At 66.9% G+C, this 15,655-nt stretch carries 7 protein-coding genes and 4 pseudogenes; 8 read left to right on the plus strand and 3 right to left on the minus strand.

What is annotated here, in order from left to right; all coding sequences use genetic code 11:
* Positions 1–104: 104 nt before the first annotated feature.
* Positions 105–375, minus strand: a pseudogene (locus GQS52_RS23055) (haloacid dehalogenase); the annotation flags it as partial.
* A 179-nt stretch (positions 376–554) separates the two neighbouring features.
* Here GQS52_RS23055 and GQS52_RS23060 point away from each other — a divergent pair.
* The 4 genes from GQS52_RS23060 to GQS52_RS23075 are packed head-to-tail and all read left to right on the plus strand — an operon-like array spanning position 555 to position 7,879.
* Positions 555–2,027, plus strand: a complete 1,473-nt coding sequence (locus tag GQS52_RS23060; protein ID WP_182315237.1) for an ATP-binding protein — start codon at positions 555–557, stop codon at positions 2,025–2,027.
* Positions 2,028–2,083: 56 nt separating this feature from the next.
* Positions 2,084–4,882 carry a Z1 domain-containing protein gene (locus tag GQS52_RS23065; protein WP_259370928.1) on the plus strand — a complete coding sequence of 933 codons (2,799 nt, stop codon included), beginning with the start codon at positions 2,084–2,086 and terminating at the stop codon, positions 4,880–4,882.
* Positions 4,879–5,886 (plus strand): PD-(D/E)XK motif protein, encoded by a 1,008-nt coding sequence (locus tag GQS52_RS23070; protein WP_182315239.1) that lies wholly within the window; start codon positions 4,879–4,881, stop codon positions 5,884–5,886. The genes GQS52_RS23065 and GQS52_RS23070 overlap by 4 nt, the downstream gene beginning before the upstream one ends.
* Positions 5,879–7,879 carry an AIPR family protein gene (locus tag GQS52_RS23075; RefSeq protein WP_182315241.1) on the plus strand — a complete coding sequence of 667 codons (2,001 nt, stop codon included), beginning with the start codon at positions 5,879–5,881 and terminating at the stop codon, positions 7,877–7,879. The genes GQS52_RS23070 and GQS52_RS23075 overlap by 8 nt, the downstream gene beginning before the upstream one ends.
* A gap of 66 nt (positions 7,880–7,945) precedes the next feature.
* On the opposite strand, the gene GQS52_RS23080 is transcribed toward GQS52_RS23075, so the two are convergent.
* On the minus strand, positions 7,946–9,835 hold the full coding sequence (locus tag GQS52_RS23080) for a DNA cytosine methyltransferase (RefSeq protein ID WP_259370929.1): 1,890 nt from the start codon (positions 9,833–9,835) through the stop codon (positions 7,946–7,948).
* A gap of 919 nt (positions 9,836–10,754) precedes the next feature.
* On the opposite strand from GQS52_RS23080, the pseudogene GQS52_RS23085 reads away from it, so the two are divergent.
* From GQS52_RS23085 to GQS52_RS27990, 3 pseudogenes are all read left to right on the plus strand, one after another.
* Positions 10,755–11,888 (plus strand): annotated as a pseudogene (locus GQS52_RS23085) (transposase); the annotation flags it as partial.
* Between the two features lie 121 nt (positions 11,889–12,009).
* A pseudogene (locus tag GQS52_RS27985) lies at positions 12,010–12,252 on the plus strand (transposase); the annotation flags it as partial.
* A gap of 34 nt (positions 12,253–12,286) precedes the next feature.
* Positions 12,287–12,442: pseudogene (locus tag GQS52_RS27990) on the plus strand (IS701 family transposase); the annotation flags it as partial.
* A 592-nt stretch (positions 12,443–13,034) separates the two neighbouring features.
* On the opposite strand, the gene GQS52_RS23095 reads toward GQS52_RS27990, so the two are convergent.
* Positions 13,035–13,895: a 3-hydroxybutyryl-CoA dehydrogenase gene (locus GQS52_RS23095; RefSeq protein WP_182315246.1), complete on the minus strand. Its 861-nt coding sequence runs from the start codon at positions 13,893–13,895 to the stop codon at positions 13,035–13,037.
* 272 nt (positions 13,896–14,167) lie between these two features.
* On the opposite strand from GQS52_RS23095, the gene GQS52_RS23100 reads away from it, so the two are divergent.
* Positions 14,168–15,610 (plus strand): family 10 glycosylhydrolase, encoded by a 1,443-nt coding sequence (locus tag GQS52_RS23100; RefSeq protein ID WP_182315247.1) that lies wholly within the window; start codon positions 14,168–14,170, stop codon positions 15,608–15,610.
* Positions 15,611–15,655 lie beyond the last annotated feature (45 nt).

Raw genomic sequence — 15,655 nt, forward strand, 5'->3', positions numbered from 1 at the left:
GCCGGATCCGCTCGCGGGCAGGGCCAAGGTCACCCGGCGACTGATGTGGCCCGTCGCCGACGGCGTTCCGGAACGCATTGCTTCCCGGCCGCGATGTCTGTTGCGACGGCTGGGCGGATGTCGTTGTCAACCCGGTCACTGGCGTACAGGATCTCGTAGTTCTCGAACGGCGTCACCTTGGCGACCCGCCGGAAGGACTCCGGCTCCAGCTTTGGCGCACCCCGGTCATCAGAGGTACCGATCAGGTCCACGTTGCCGGTGAACAGCTCGCACGGGATCCCGCCGGCCCGCATGGTTTGGTTCCCAAGCAATGCTCAGCCATAGGCCGTCTAAACGGAGTTGGGCGAGTGTCGGCCGCACGTCGGCGTACAGGTCGTCAGCCACTGAGCAGACACCCCGTACGGGGCAAGGGGATACCATGACCTTCTGAGTAGACCCCGGATGGATTCCCAGCCGTCTGCGGTCCGAAACGGGAAGGCTCTTTCCGGCCCAGGCGGCTGCCAGGGGAGCGCGGTCACTGACCAACCGCGTTCAGAGCCAGGGGGGATACACACATGAAGTACGACCTTGCGCCGCCCAAAGCAGTGGGCATGGTGGCGTCGCTGAGTTCGCTCGGCTACTCGCTGCCCGATGCCGTCGCGGACCTGGTGGACAACAGCGTCTCCGCAGGTGCCAGCACCATCGATGTGGAGTTCACCTGGGAGGGCCCTGAATCATGGGCTGCCATCATCGACGACGGTCGAGGCATGTCCGAGGACGGGCTGGTCACTGCCATGACGGTGGCTGCACGCTGGTCGGCGAAGGACCGAACCAAGAGGGACCTGGGTCGCTACGGCGTGGGTCTCAAGTCCGCCTCGTTCTCCCAGTGCCGACTGCTGACGGTTTGCACCGCCGAGAAGGAGGGCCCCTGGACGACGCGTACCTGGGACTTGGATGTGGTCGAGGAGACCGGCGAGTGGCGACTGCTGCGTGAGCCACCTGCCGAGGCCGGCGCCGTGCTGGAACGGCTCACGCGCAACCGGAGGCACGGCACCGTCGTGCTCTGGCAGCGACTGAACGGATACCTTCAGGTGTCTGCCGGTGACAAAAAGACCCAGCAGGGCTTCTACGACGAGATCCCGAAGGTGAGCAACCACCTCGGGCTCGTCTTCGCACGCTTCCTCACCGGATCCGCGGCCCTGACGCTCCGGGTGGCCGGGGAATCCGTGCAGCCGTGGGACCCGTTTCTGTCGTCCCACCCATCGGTCCGGCGCCTGCCGGACGAGAAGCTCCCGCTCGACGGTCACTGGGTGAAGGTCAGGCCCTACGTTCTGCCCGGCCTGCAGCGACTCACCCAAGATGAGGCTGAAGGCTCCGGTGGCCCCAAGGGATGGCTCCGGCAGCAGGGCTTCTACGTGTATCGGCGGGACCGGCTCATCCTGGCAGGCAGCTGGCTCGGAATCCGTGGTCTGCGGCGCGAGGAGAAATACAACCTCGCTCGTATCGCGATCGACATCCCTGCGGAAACGGACAGCCAGTGGCAGGTCGACGTGCGGAAGGCGGCGGTCGTGCCGCCCGTCCCGCTGCGCCGGCATCTGGCACGCATCGCTCGGTCGGCGCGTACCGAGGCCGCCGCAACCGTGAAGCACAAAGGCCGCATCTCTGCGAGGCAGCGGTCCGGCGACCTGCAGTTCGCGTGGAAGGTCAGCCGCGACAACAACACGGTGAACTGTCGGATCAACCGCAACCATCCGCTGGTCCAAGCTGTCCTCCAAAGCGGTGGAAACGAACCGGCCGATGTCCGTGCTCTGCTGCGCCTGCTTGAGGAAACTGTTCCGGTGTCGGCGTTGCGGGTTCTGCACGAACCCGACACCGCAGACGACCCGGAGCCCTTCGGCGGCACGGTGAAGGCGACTCCGGAAGCCGTCGAGGTGGCCCAGCGGATGCTCGACATCTTCCTTTCCCAGGGACGGTCCCGGAGCGACGCTTTGCAGGTCATCCGAACCACCCAGCCCTTCGATCAACTCGAAGGTTTTTGGACCGCCTGACGCCTTGCCGGCGGCGGGGCGTAGCTTCCCCGCCTGCTGACCGGAAATCTGCCTACATGGAGGCATCTGTGGATTCGGTCGTTCGCGACGACATGGCCTACGCGCTGAAGGTTGCGGTCCAGCTGCTCCCGGAAGACCGGCAGGCCACCTCCGAGGAGGTGACCAAGGCGGTCACCGGCGGAGTGATGGTCGCGAACCTCAACGGCGTTATGGTCGACGCCGCGGAACTCCGCAAACTCGTCGAGGCGCGGACGAACGTCTTTCAGGAGAGCTCGGCCGCCCTGAGCGACGACACCGATCACGTCCCGTGGTTGCCGGACGCCAAGAACGACCGTCCTTGGCCTTTCTGGCTCCGCTACCAGCGGTATTTGAGCTGGGTCCGCAACATGCCACTGTCGGTAGTACGGAGCATCGACCGCACCACGGACGACGTTCTCGGAGCCTTGGAGGACCCCCGGCGCTCCGGAAAGTGGCGGCGTACTGGGCTGGTGATTGGACAGGTTCAGTCGGGCAAGACCGGACAGTTCATCGGCCTCGCGGCGAAGGCAGCCGACGCCGGCTACCGGCTCATCGTCGTCTTCGCCGGTATTCACAACGACCTTCGGTCGCAGACCCAGTTGCGGATGGACGAGGGCCTGCTCGGCTTCGACACCCAGTACCAGCTGAGGTCCGACCAGGAAGGCGCCAACCGTTACATCGGCGTGGGTGCTCTTTCCGGCGAGGAACGGTTGGCAGTGGCCTCCCTGACCAACAGCGCGGAGCAGGGCGATTTCGACCAGAAGACCGCCTCCAAGGCGAACCTTCCGATCGGCCACTTCCCCATCGTGCTCGTGGTCAAGAAGCACCCGAGGATCATCGACCACCTGCGCCGTTGGGTGACCGAGAACCACGGTGTGGAAGGCCTGAAGACCGGGCGGAAGATCGTCCGGGAGATTCCGCTCTTCGTCATCGATGACGAGGCGGACAACGCGTCCATCAACACCTCCGAGATCGACGACGACCCGACGAAGATCAACGCCTGTATGCGTGAGCTGTTGAGCAGCTTCGACCGCGCGGCGTACGTCGGCTACACGGCCACGCCGTACGCGAACATCTACATAGACCCCGACGCGAAGAACGATGCTGTCGGCGAGGACCTCTTCCCCGAGAGCTTCATCCGGACGCTGCCCTCACCCTCCAATTACCTCGGTCCGGAGAGACTGTTCGGGCTGACGGCCTACCGGGAGGAAGAGGACGACATCGAACCGCTGCCGCTAGTGCGGTACGCGCAGGACACTGCCTCGTGGATCCCTGCCAAGCACAAGTCCGACTACAGGCCGACGGGCAATCTGCCGGACAGCCTGGTCGACGCCATCCACTCCTTCGTCCTTGCCTGCGCCACGCGCCGGGCTCGTGGACAGGAGTACGAGCACAACTCGATGCTGGTCCACGTCACCCGGTTCACCAACGTGCAGCACCATGTGACCGAGCAGGTCGACGACTACGTGCGGATGATGCGGCACAGTCTGCAGGACCGCTACGGCACTTCCTCGGAGCAGGTCAGGAAGGAACTCCGGGAGTTCTGGGAAAAGGACTTCGAGACGACGACCTCCCACTTCCCCAAGGACGAGGCCCCCAGAGTCGCCTGGGAACAGGTGGATGCCGAGATCCTGCCGGCCCTCCACAAGATCCAGGTCAAGGCCATCAACGGTGTCGCCAAGGATGCGCTCGACTACTACACGACCCGGAAGACCGGCCTGTACGTCATCGCCGTTGGCGGCCAGAAGCTGTCCCGCGGCCTGACGCTCGAAGGGCTGTCGATCAGCTACTACCTGCGGTTCGCCAAGACCTACGACACCCTGCTGCAGATGGGCCGCTGGTTCGGCTATCGGCCGGGCTACGAGGACTTGTGCCGCCTTTACACGACCGCGGAGCTGGAGTCTGCCTATCAGGAGATCACCGAAGCCACCGACGAACTGCGGCGCGAGGTCGAGGAGATGTCCGTCCTCGGCCTCACCCCCCGGCAGTTTGGCCTGAAGGTACGCACGTCGTCCCTCGGCCTCACCATCACAGCGGCCAACAAAATGCGTCAGGGCACCCGGGTCCGCCTCAGCTACTCTGGAGAACTTGCTGAGACCACCACGTTCCCCCTGCTCGGCGGCGTTCCGGAGAAGAACTTCCGGACGCTGCAGAGTTTCGCCGAGAAGTTGCTTCAGTACTCGGAACCACAACCGGATCCGGCGAGCGGAAGCCTTGTCTGGTCCGGCATTCCGGCGGAGACGGTGGCGGCAGGGTTTTTCGACGCCTACAAGGCGGACCCCAATGTGCACCGTATCCGTCCCGACGCCCTCGCCGGCTATATCCGCCACCATGCCAAGTTCGGGGAGCTGGACCGGTGGACGGTGCGTGTGGTGTCCCGGCGCGAAACCTCCTCGTCGGTCGATGTCGCTGGTCACCGGATCGGGCCCGTTGTTCGCGCGGCCTCGAAGACCGTCCAGCAGTCCGTTGAGCGGCACGTTGTCAAGCGTGTGCTGAGCCCCAGGGACGAGGGTCTTGATCTGGACGAGGAGCAGTGGAAGACGGCTCTCGAACGCACCAAGAGGCTGGCCAGGAAGAAGAACGAGACGAAGCGCAACGGTGAGCTCCGGGATCCTGCGCTGCCCTCCAGTCTGCAGATCCGCATGCAGCGCCGTCTTGACCAGCCCCTCCTTCTGCTGTACGTCATCGAGCCTCCTGATAGCGCCAAGCTGCAGGTGCCGCTCGTCGGCTTCGCCGCGAGCTTTCCGAAGTCGAACATCGACAGTGCCAAGGAGTACGTGGTCAATCCCACATGGTTCAGTCAGACCGACTCCGATGACGCTGAGGAGGACGAGTGATCGACGAAGACCTCTGGCGGAAGCTGGAGATCCCTCAGCAGAGCCGGGGTCGCTCCACCCGCCGCCTGTACCCGGAGTCGCTCCACGACATCCACATCGGGGTGACACACCCCGGACGGCAGCGCATGCTGTTGGTCCGGGCCGGTGCCCGCGCGGCGGACCGGGTACGCCCTCTGCTTACCGAACTGCATGAGACGCGGGGGCTGAGTCTCTCCTGCAGTTCGCTCACCGACCGCGAGTTCGAACTGCAGATCTCGCTCACGGCCGGGGACCTCCGGGAGGTGTTCACGCCGCTCGCCGAGGACATCGCCCGCACCGCCAAGGACGCGACTCCGGAAACTGTCCTTGAGCAGGCGGTTCGCCGGTACACCCGCTGGCAGGAGCTGATGCGCAGCGTCGGTACCACAGGTCTGGGCAAGGAAGCGCGGCTGGGGCTCTACGGTGAGCTGCACTACCTACGCCACCACCTCATGAAGGTAATGCCTGCCGATGAGGCGGTGGACTCGTGGACCGGGGCCGAGGGCAGCAACCAGGACTTCCAGCTTCCGTCCGCCGTCGCCGTCGAGGTGAAGGCGACGGCGAAGAAGAACCCTTCCACGGTTCGGGTCACCAGCGAGCGCCAGTTGGACGGCCGCGGTGTCCGACGACTGGTCCTTGCCCGGCTGATTCTGGACGAACGCCGGGGCGGGCTGGGCACGAGCCTCAACTCCGTGGTGGCCGGCATCCGGGCTTCGCTGAACATTGCCGCGGTCGCGGCCAGGTTCGAGACCCGGCTGGCCTGGGCCGGCTACCTCCCCCATCAGCGGGACCTCTACGACGAACCGCGCTACACCGTGCGGCGTACCGACCTGTGGAATGTCGGGGACGGCTTCCCCCGCATCGTGGAGACGGACCTCCCCGAAGGAGTCGGCAACTGTTCCTACGAAATCAGTGTCAGCGCACTTGAAGAACACCGAACGACGACCGACGAGGTCATCCGAGCGATCAGAGGTACCGATGGCTGAGGCGTCCCTTGCCGACTACGCCCGCACACTCACCAACGAGATACAGACGCGTGCGGAGGCCGACGACGGCTCCATCCCCAAGACGTTCACCCGATACGTGCTCGAAATCCTGGAAGAGGGCGGGTTCGTCTCCAACACCACCGTTGCCTATCACGACGGACCGGGGGTGATGATCTTCGGTTACGGATACAGCGACGACGGCACGGTCCTCGACCTGTACACCACTGACTTCAGCCTGACGCCCACGGTCGACAAACTCACCAAGACGATCATGGATCGTCAGTACAGGCGGCTGCTCGCCTTCCTCCGCAAAGCCGATTCGATCCAGGACCACTTCGACCCGACGACAGAGATTCACCAGCTCTGCGAGGGGGTCGGGAAGGCACTCGTCGGTGCCACACGGATCCGGCTCTTCCTCCTCAGCAACTACGAGTCCAGTGCGCGCAGCATGCCGGGACCCCAGGAGTTCGACGGGCTGCCGGTGGAACACCACCTGTGGGACCTCGGACGGCTGTACCGCCACGAGACTTCCGGCACGGGCGGCGAACCGATCGTCGTCGAGTTCGACCCGCCGCTGCCCTGCCTCTCCGTGCAGAGCGATGGGTCGGACCTGTCAGTAGCTCTTGCCGTCGTCCCTGGTCGGCGGCTTGCCGAATTGTACGAGGAACACCGGACCCGGCTGCTCGAGCTCAACGTTCGGGCTTTCCTGCAAGCACGGGGCAAGGTCAACGGCGGCATCCGCAAGACACTGCGCGAGGAGCCCGGCCTCTTTCTCGCCTATAACAACGGCATCACCGCGACGGCACTGGAAGCGGAGTTCGAGGAGGATGCCAACGGCAACCGGACCGGCATCCGCCGGTTGATCGGCCTACAGATTGTCAACGGCGGGCAGACCACGGCCACCCTTCACCACGTCCTGACCCGGGACAAGAACGATCTTTCCGGTGTCAGTGTCCAGATGAAACTGACCCTGGTCCCCGCCGGCCAGCTCATGGAGATGGTGCCGCGCATCTCCGAGTACTCGAACACGCAGAACAAGGTGACGCTGGTCGACTTCTCCTCCAACGACAAGTTCCATGTCGACTTCGAGCGCATCAGCCGCACCTTGTGGGCGCCGTCCGTGGACGGCAGTGGGCCGGACACCCGCTGGTGGTACGAGCGCGCCCGTGGCTCCTACGCTGTGGAAGAGGCGAAGTACGAGACCCCGGCTGCCAAGAAGAAATTCAAGCTGGCCAACCCGACCGCGAAGCGGTTCACCAAGTCGGACCTCGCCAAGTACGTGAACCTGTGGAACAGCCTGCCGTACTGGGTGGCCAGGGGCGCGCAGAAGAACTTCGCGGAGTTCCAGATGCGGGTCAAGGAAACCCCGCCGATCGTCGACGCGGAGTACTGCCGCCGGGTCATCGCCATGGGCATCCTCTTCAAGGAGGTCGACAAGGTCGCCAAGGCCCACGGCGCGGGTAGTCAAAAGGCCGTCGTGACTGCCTACACCATGGCACGTCTGTGCGAAGCGACGGAACGGCGCATCGACCTGGACCGTATCTGGCGTGAGCAGACAGTGAGTGCGGCCGTCGTCCAAGCCGTCGACGACCTCTGCTCTCAGGTGAAGGACACCGTCATCCAGGAAGGAAGGCTCGCCACAGAGTGGGGCAAGAATCCACAGTGCTGGGAGGACGTCCGGGCCATCGACTGGCAGGTCCCGGACGAACTCGCTGCTGAACTCCTCGACCGACCCGTTGGCTTCGCGGTCGATACACAGGAAGAGGACGAGGAGCACTTGGCCCGGTTGCAGGAGATCCCGCCCGCCGAATGGCACGCCTTGGCCGACTGGGCGCGCGAAACGCGCCGAATGGAGCTGAAGGAACAGCAGGCGGCAACTGCTGCGGCCAACAAGCTGGAGACCGGTGCGGAGATCGCTCCCTACCAAGTCCGGCAGGCGCTGGCGGTGTACGAGAAGGCTGTCGAGCTGGGCTTCGGCCCGGAGGACCGGTAGCAAGCATGACATGAGCCTGATCCGGGCGGACCTCTGCCCGGATCAGGCTGCTATCGGTCGCCCTCCTTATTCCGCCACCAGCTCGTTGTCGTAGGTGGCGGAATACAGGTCCTCGCCCGAGGGCTTGCCCACGCAGTTCTTCCGCAGCGGACACAGTGAGCAGTGGGGATCCTTCGTCCGGCAGTATTCATTGCCGACCACCCGAAGCGCGGCCATCCGCAGGGAAGCGTTGGTTCCCGCGCCCACCAGGCGGATGAGGTTGATGCGCCCGTCGGTCAGTCTGTTGGTGCGATCGGCCTCGCTGCCGTTCACGCGGGCGCCCACGCGGAGGACGCCCTGGGTGACGAGCAGCAAATCCTGCTCGCCGAGCAGCAGGGTGTAGAGGGCCTCTTCGGCCGGCTTGAAGCCGAGGCGCTCCGGGATCTCGTTCTTTCGCTCTTCCCCCCACATGCTCCGCTCGTCCACCAGTGGCTGCAGACGACTCAGCCTTTCCTTGGCAGCCTGCGTCGGCGCCTGCTTGAGGAGCTGCTCGAACATCCTGCTCGAGATGCTCTTCTTGCCCCTGACCAGCTCCATCAGGTCCCCGAGTTCATGAGGCTTGACTCGGCTTGCCGAGAGCAGAGCCACGACCGCGGCCTGGGGGGAGTGCATCTCCGGGCCGGGGTACTGGTACCAGCCGGCTTCGCGCCGTGAGCTCTCCGCCCAGTCACTCAGTTCGTCACGGACCTGCCGCCAGTGCGGATTGACCCCTCCCGCCTGCTCGGGGGCAGGGGCAACCGCCTTGGCCGCAGCCTTTCCCAGGAGCGGCGGAACGGCATTACCGATCTGCCTGAAGGCATCACTGCGCGTCCCGGCGAAGCGGAACCGGTCGGGGAAGGTCTGGATACGCGCAGCCTCACGGACGGTGAGAGTGCGGTTGTCCTCGGGATGGATGTACCAGTAGCCGTCCTTGGCGATGTGCGCGGTGATGGACCGGCTTCGTTCGTCCCAGGCCAGCCGCTTGTACTTGTCCGTGAAATTGTCGGCGCGATACCGCTGCAGTTCTTTGGGGATCTGCGAATACAGAGTCTTCGAGGTCATACCTGAGAAGATTTCCAAGTCGTCCTCGCGGACCCGCCGGGTCATGTGGTCGTGGATGACCCCTTCGGGAGCCTCCTGCCTCATGAGTTCCAGAAAACTGTTCGGTTCCGCGGGCTGCTGGTAGGGCAGCTCTCGGTCGCCGATGCGCTCACGTGCCACGACCTGGAAACGCGGCAGATCTGAGATGGCCTGCCGCAGAGTGACACTCTCCTCGTTCTTCGCGTCCCACTCGAAGTGCTCGACATCGTTCCGGGCAAGCAGTATCAGCCGCTTCCGATGCTGGGGAACGCCATGGTGCCAGGCGTCGACCAGGCGTACCTGGGTCGCGTAGCCGAGGTCCTCCAGTTTCTCCTCGATGATCCGGATCACCGCAAAATCGTCGCCCAGCCCCATGTCGGGCACGTTCTCCATGAGGACAGCGCGAGGGCGGACCTGGGTTACCACATCGAGATAAGCCAGCCAGAGCTGTTTGCGGTGATCCTGCGGGTCCCGTCCGTGATTGCGGACCAGGTCACGAATCTTGCTGCGCCCGGCCCGGCTGAAGGGCTGGCAGGGAGGACCTCCGGCCACCAGGTCCACCCGGGCGACGGACAGCACATCGACCAGATGGTTCCTGACATGTGGATCCCCGAGGTCCATGTGCAGGCTCAGGCCGGGAAAGTTGCTGGCGTGGGTTTCCAGTGCCCTCTCGTCGAAGTCGACGCCGGCAGCCATGGTCCAGCCGGCCTCCTGGATCCCCAGGCTCAGACCGCCCGCACCGGTGAAGAGATCGACGGCCAGTCGCTCGCCCTGATGACGTTCCACCCACGCGGCGAAGCCGTTCTCGTCGCAATGGTCGGGGTGAGGATCAAGCTTGAGGTAATCCGACCGCTCCAAGGGAACTCCATACGTCCCCTTTGTCACTGCACTGCCCTCCACGCCCCATTAGGCCGACGATCACCAAGGCGGCACGATCGGTCACTCAAGGTGACCGTCCCCACAGGGAAAAACAGTGCTGTGGTGCAGGCAACTTGTCGGCCCGAACAAGCAGAATCCGCGAGCGGGCTGGAGGCTCCAACCGGAGCCTCGTCTGTCCTCTCGCGGAACTGCGGCCAATGATCTCTGAGGTCGACGAGTCTACGCGATTTGCAGGGGTGATCCTCAAGCCTTCGGTTCCCGCAGCGACGCTCGGAGGGCCTTGAGGTCTCGGGTTGGCTTCGGCCGGCGCGGCCCGGAGAGCACTACGGCGGCCGCCGTCCCCCGGAGTGACCTGCGTGATGACCCGAGTCGTCGCGTGGTCCCGCAGCGGCGCCCAGGATCGACTCGCGGCTACGGTGCCGAAGAAGAGCGGTGCTGTTGCCCATCGCCTGTACGCGACGGTGATGGCAACGGCCACGCCGGAGGCCACGGCGGCGTGCATGCTGACTTCCCGTCAGGCCATGGCGGTCATGGTCAGCCGCAATCCCGCGATCATCGCGGCGACCAGGGCGACGATTTTCCGCGGTGTGCCCAGCGCCAGGAGTCGTGCCGTACCAGCGTCTCCGCGCCGAACTCACCCAGTGAGGGACTCTGTCGGGGATCTTGAGGTTCCGCGGACAGGGGTGCCGGCGGTTCGGGATGCTTCGGCTGGTCCTGTACAGCCCCGTCTTCCCGAGGTGGCCAGTGTCCGTTCGTCCCCTGTCCGGCGTGGTGGTGCCCGAGCTCACGGCTCGGACGGCCCGAGCCGGCAATCCTCGTGGGACCACGGCCATGTGGGTGCGTGACCACCTCGACGGGCTCTGGGACGATGAGGACTTCGTCTCCTGGTATTCGCGCGATGGCCGTCCCGGCCTCTCCCCGGCCCAGCCGGCCACCGTGTGCGTGCCGCGGTCTCCTGCTCAACCTCTCCGACCGGCAGGCGGCCGAGGCGGTGCGGTGCCGGATCGACTTCAAGTACGCCCTCGCGATGGACCTGGACGACCCCGGCTTCCACCACAGCGTGCTCACGGACTTCCGTGACCGTCTCGGCCGGGACGGCCGCGCCGACCAGCTCCTGTCCCTGGCCCTGGACCGGATACGTGACGCAGGAATGATCGAAGAACGCGGAAGGCAGCGGACCGACTCCACCCAGATTCTGGCCGCGGCCCGGGAACTCACCCGCCTGGAACTGGTCCTCGAAGCTGTCCGCGCCGCGCTGGAGGAAGCCTCCCGGGACACCCCCGACGTCCTGGACGACCTGGTGGACGCCGACTGGGCCACCCGTTACGGCAGGCCGGTCCGCCTGCCCGCCCAGCCCAGCCACCCCGTCACCCGGCTCAAGCAGGCCGGAGCGGACGCCCCCCAACTCCTCCAGAGCCTGCCGCCCCACCGGCGTGGTCCTCGAGCCGGGGCCCTGCGGCAGATCATGGTGCAGAACTTCCTCGTCGACGCCCGCGGTGCCCTGCGTCCCCGCACCGAGAAGGACGGCCGGCCCAAAGGAGTAGTCCGGATCATCTCGCCCTACGACCCGGACGCCCGCCAGGCCGTCCGGGGCAACACCCGCTGGAACGGCTACCTGGTCCACGTCACCGAGACCTGCGACACCGACGCCCGCGTCAACCTGATCACGGACATCGCCACCACCAGCCTCACCCGGGACACCCAGGCCCTGCCCGGCATCCACACCCGACTCCGTGACCGCCGACTGCTGCCCGCCCAACACCTGGTCGACGGCGGCTACATCTCCACCGCCCTGCTGAACGACGCCGCACGCCATCACCGGATCCAGCTCGTCGGACCGGTCAAGGCCGGCGGAGCACGGCAGAAGAAGGAACAGACCGGTTTCACCCGCGACGACTTCACCATCGACTTCGACCGGCACCAGGTCACCTGCCCCAACGGCCGGACCAGCACCACCTGGGTCGAGGCCCCCGCCATGGCGCCCTGCACAGCCGCCCGGTTCGCCTCAAGTCAGTGCGACCCCTGCCCGGACCGGCCTGCCTGCACCCGGGGAAAGTCCGCCCGCACCGTGAACTTCCTCCCCCGCCGCCTGCACGAACTACAGGCCCGCAACCTCACCGACCCAGCAAGACCCCCACTGGAAACGGCTCTACGCCACCCGGTCCGGCGTCGAAGGCACCATCTGCGAACTCGTCAACGCCCACCAAGCCCACCGAAGCCGCTACCACGGCCACCGCAAGACCCACGTCCAACACGTCCTGACCGGCATCGCCATCAACATCGAACGCCTCGCCTCACGAACGCACCCCCACCACCCCAGAGGTCTCACAGCGTTCCAGCACTACCTCGACGCACGCGACCTGACCTGGGAATGCTGGTGGCGGCAAGGCAAATGAACCAGGCCCTCAAGATCCCCGACAGAGTCCCTCACTGTCCTGCAACGAGATTCATCGCCTCTTCACCACGGTCGCCGTTCAGCCTCTCCACGACATCGCCCACCGACTCGGCTGGTCCGACTGGCGACGCCGCCATCAGGAACGATCACGCACCAGTCATTACCGGCGACAAGCCGCAACTCAGAAATGAAGATCATGACGTTGGGGCGGCCGGGTTGCCGGCCTGGCCCCTCAGGATGCGTTCGAACCAGTCTGCAGTCAGTTCCGCGCATCGACCGGGTGAACCGGCCACGTGGACTGTCCCCACCACAGACCCCTGAAGGGGAATGTACATCTGGTCGTGGAGTTCGGTGCCGAGCACGCCCTGCCCGTCGAAGAACGCACCGAAGACATGGGAAATGACATTGGTTCCCGGCGTCACCGCATAGAGCAGGGCCAGCAGATGCGCGAATCCTGTTTCCTCGGGGCGGAGGATGAGGGTGTCGTCAGGGTCGCACGGCCAGGTGACGGCTCGCTCGCGTAGTACGGACACGAACCTGCGCCATGCGCCGTCCAGCGTCTCGAATGCGTCCTCGTCAGCTTCCCCGACTGAGAACCAGGGCACGTACACGCGGCCGTCCATGGCCTGCACCGTAGCTGACAGGTGACTGATCAAGCCGACGCCACCCAAACCACGATGGAGATCACGATCTACAGCTGGAGTGCTAACCCCTCACCGGCGCGGACGGGAAACGCCGTGGGCTCCGGGCCGGAGTTCCGGCCCGGGGCCCACGGTCGGCCCGTCAGGCGTACGTGTAGAAGCCAGCGCCGGTCTTGCGGCCGAGGCGGCCTGCCTCCACCATGCGCTGCAGCAGCGGGGGAGCGGCGTACAGCGGCTCCTTGTACTCGTGGTACATCGAGTCGGCGATGGCGGCGATGGTGTCCAGGCCGATCAGGTCGGACAGCTTGAGCGGGCCCATCGGGTGGGCGCAGCCCATCTCCATGCCGTTGTCGATGTCCTCGCGGCTGGCGACGCCCGACTCCATCATCCGGATCGCGGACAGCAGGTACGGGACCAGCAGGGCGTTGACGACGAAGCCGGAGCGGTCCTGCGCCTGGATCGCGTGCTTGCCCAGGGGGCCGGTGACCAGCGCCTCGGCGCGGGCCAGGGTCTCCTCGGAGGTGGTCAGCGAGGGGACCAGCTCGACGAGGCGCTGCACCGGCGCCGGGTTGAAGAAGTGGATGCCGAGCACCTGCTGGGGCCGGGAGGTGGAAACGGCCAGCTTCACCAGCGGGATCGAGGAGGTGTTGGAGGCCAGGATGGCGTCCGGGCGCGTGACCACCTGGTCGAGGACCTGGAAGATCTCCGTCTTGACCTGCTCGTTCTCCACGACGGCCTCGATCACGAGGTCGCGGTCGGCGAACTCGCCCAGGTCGGTGGTGAAGGACAGCCGCTCCAGGGCCGCGTCCCGCTCCTCGGGGGTGATCTTGCCGCGTTCGGCGGCCTTGTCCAGGGAGCCGAGCAGCCGGGTGCGGCCTATCTCCAGGGCGTCACCGGTGGTCTCGGCCACCCGCACGTCGAGTCCCGAGCGGGCGAAGACCTCCGCGATCCCCGAGCCCATGAGGCCGCAGCCCACTACACCGACGCAACGGATGTCGCTCAACGCCATGCCTTTCGCTGGTACGAATCGACGGCGGACGGCCGTATGGTTCCGGGTCCGCGCACGCCCCGACGTTACCCCGATGCGGGGCTTCGGCGGCACCTCGGTGCGTTTCGGACTTACTCCCCTTCCCGCTGCCCCTCCCGTGCGCGTTCGGGGGGCGCGCGGGCCGCGGGCGGCGTGCGCTCTTGTCGGTGCCGTGCGCGGCCGCCACCATGAGCGGTTCCGGAAACCGCAAAGACGTCCGCCGGACCGCCGGCAGGAGGGGGACCCGCATGCGCGCCGGAGTTCCGCACGACCCCACCGATCCCCGCCCTGTGGCCCACCCCCGCCCGACGACCGACCCCCGCCCGACGACCGACCCCCGCCCGACGACCGACCCCGGCCCGCCGGCCGCCTCCCGCCCGACGCGGCGGCTCTTCGGGGCGGCTGTCGTCGGGGCCCTGGCCGCCGCCGGCCCCTTGGGCGGGGCCGCCGCGGCGCAGGGGCGGGCGTCCGCCGCCGCGGGGGCCGCGCCGGGCACGGGCGCCGTGGCCGCCGGCGCGGTCCCGGCCCCGTCCGCGCCCGCCGGGGGTGCGTCCCACCGGGCGGCCCCGCAGATGCGCGGCATGTGGATCGCCACGGTGACCAACCGGGACTGGCCCTCGGCCAGGGGGCTCGGGGCGCGGCAGCAGCAGGAGGAGCTGACCGCGCTGCTGGACACCGCGGTGCGGCGCAGGCTGAACACGGTTGTCCTGCAGGTGCGGCCGACCGCGGACGCGCTGTGGCCCTCCCCGTTCGAGCCGTGGAGCGAGTACCTGACCGGCACCCAGGGCCGCGACCCGGGCTGGGACCCGCTGGGGTTCGCGGTGGAGCAGGCGCACGCGCGGGGCCTGGAGCTGCACGCCTGGTTCAACCCCTACCGGATCGCCCTGCACACCGACCCGGCCCGGCTGACGGCGGACCACCCGGCCCGCCGCAACCCGGACTGGGTGGTCCCCTACGGCGGGAAGTTGTACTACAACCCGGGCAATCCGCGGGTGCGCGCCTTCGTGCAGGACGCCATGGCGGACGCGGTCGCGCGCTACGAGGTCGACGGCGTCCACTGGGACGACTACTTCTACCCGTACCCGGTGGCCGGCCAGGTCTTCGACGACGACGCCGAGTACGAGCGGTACGGAGGGGACTTCGCGGACCGGGCCTCCTGGCGCCGCCACAACACCGACCTGCTGGTGCGGGAGATGGCCGAGCGGGTGCGCGCGGTCAGGCCGCGGGCCCGGTTCGGCGTCAGCCCCTTCGGGGTGTGGCGCAACAGGGCGACCGACCCGGAGGGCTCGGACACCCGGGCCGGGGTGCAGACCTACGACGACCTGTACGCCGACACCCGCCGGTGGGTGCGGGAGGAGTGGATCGACTACATCGTCCCGCAGGTCTACTGGAACATCGGGTTCGCCGCGGCCGACTACGCGAAGCTGGTGCCGTGGTGGGCCCGGCAGGTCGAGGGCACCGGGGTGCGGCTGTACGTCGGCGAGGCCGTCTACAAGGTCGGCGACCCGAAGCAGCCGGCGGCCTGGCAGGACCCGGACGAGCTCTCCCGCCACCTCGACCTGTGCCGCGAGTACCCGCAGGTCCGCGGCAACGTCTGGTTCTCGGCGAAGGAGATGGTGGCGGACCCGCTGGGGGCGGTGAGCCGGGTGGTGGCCGACCACTACGGCCGGCGCGTGCGGCCTCCCCGCTGACCGCTGCGCGGCCGGCCCCGGTCGGCAGGGCCCCGGTGGGGCGCC

It is taken from the genome of Streptomyces sp. SCUT-3 (assembly GCF_014083985.1).
Taxonomy (GTDB): domain Bacteria; phylum Actinomycetota; class Actinomycetes; order Streptomycetales; family Streptomycetaceae; genus Streptomyces_H; species Streptomyces_H thermolineatus.

Excerpts from the sequence above, each read along its gene's own strand:
- GQS52_RS23060 (WP_182315237.1), top strand. The coding sequence starts at position 555 with ATGAAGTACGACCTTGCGCCGCCCAAAGCAGTGGGCATGGTGGCGTCG.
- GQS52_RS23065 (WP_259370928.1), top strand. The coding sequence starts at position 2,084 with ATGGAGGCATCTGTGGATTCGGTCGTTCGCGACGACATGGCCTACGCG.
- GQS52_RS23075 (WP_182315241.1), top strand. The coding sequence starts at position 5,879 with ATGGCTGAGGCGTCCCTTGCCGACTACGCCCGCACACTCACCAACGAG.
- GQS52_RS23100 (WP_182315247.1), top strand. The coding sequence starts at position 14,168 with ATGCGCGCCGGAGTTCCGCACGACCCCACCGATCCCCGCCCTGTGGCC.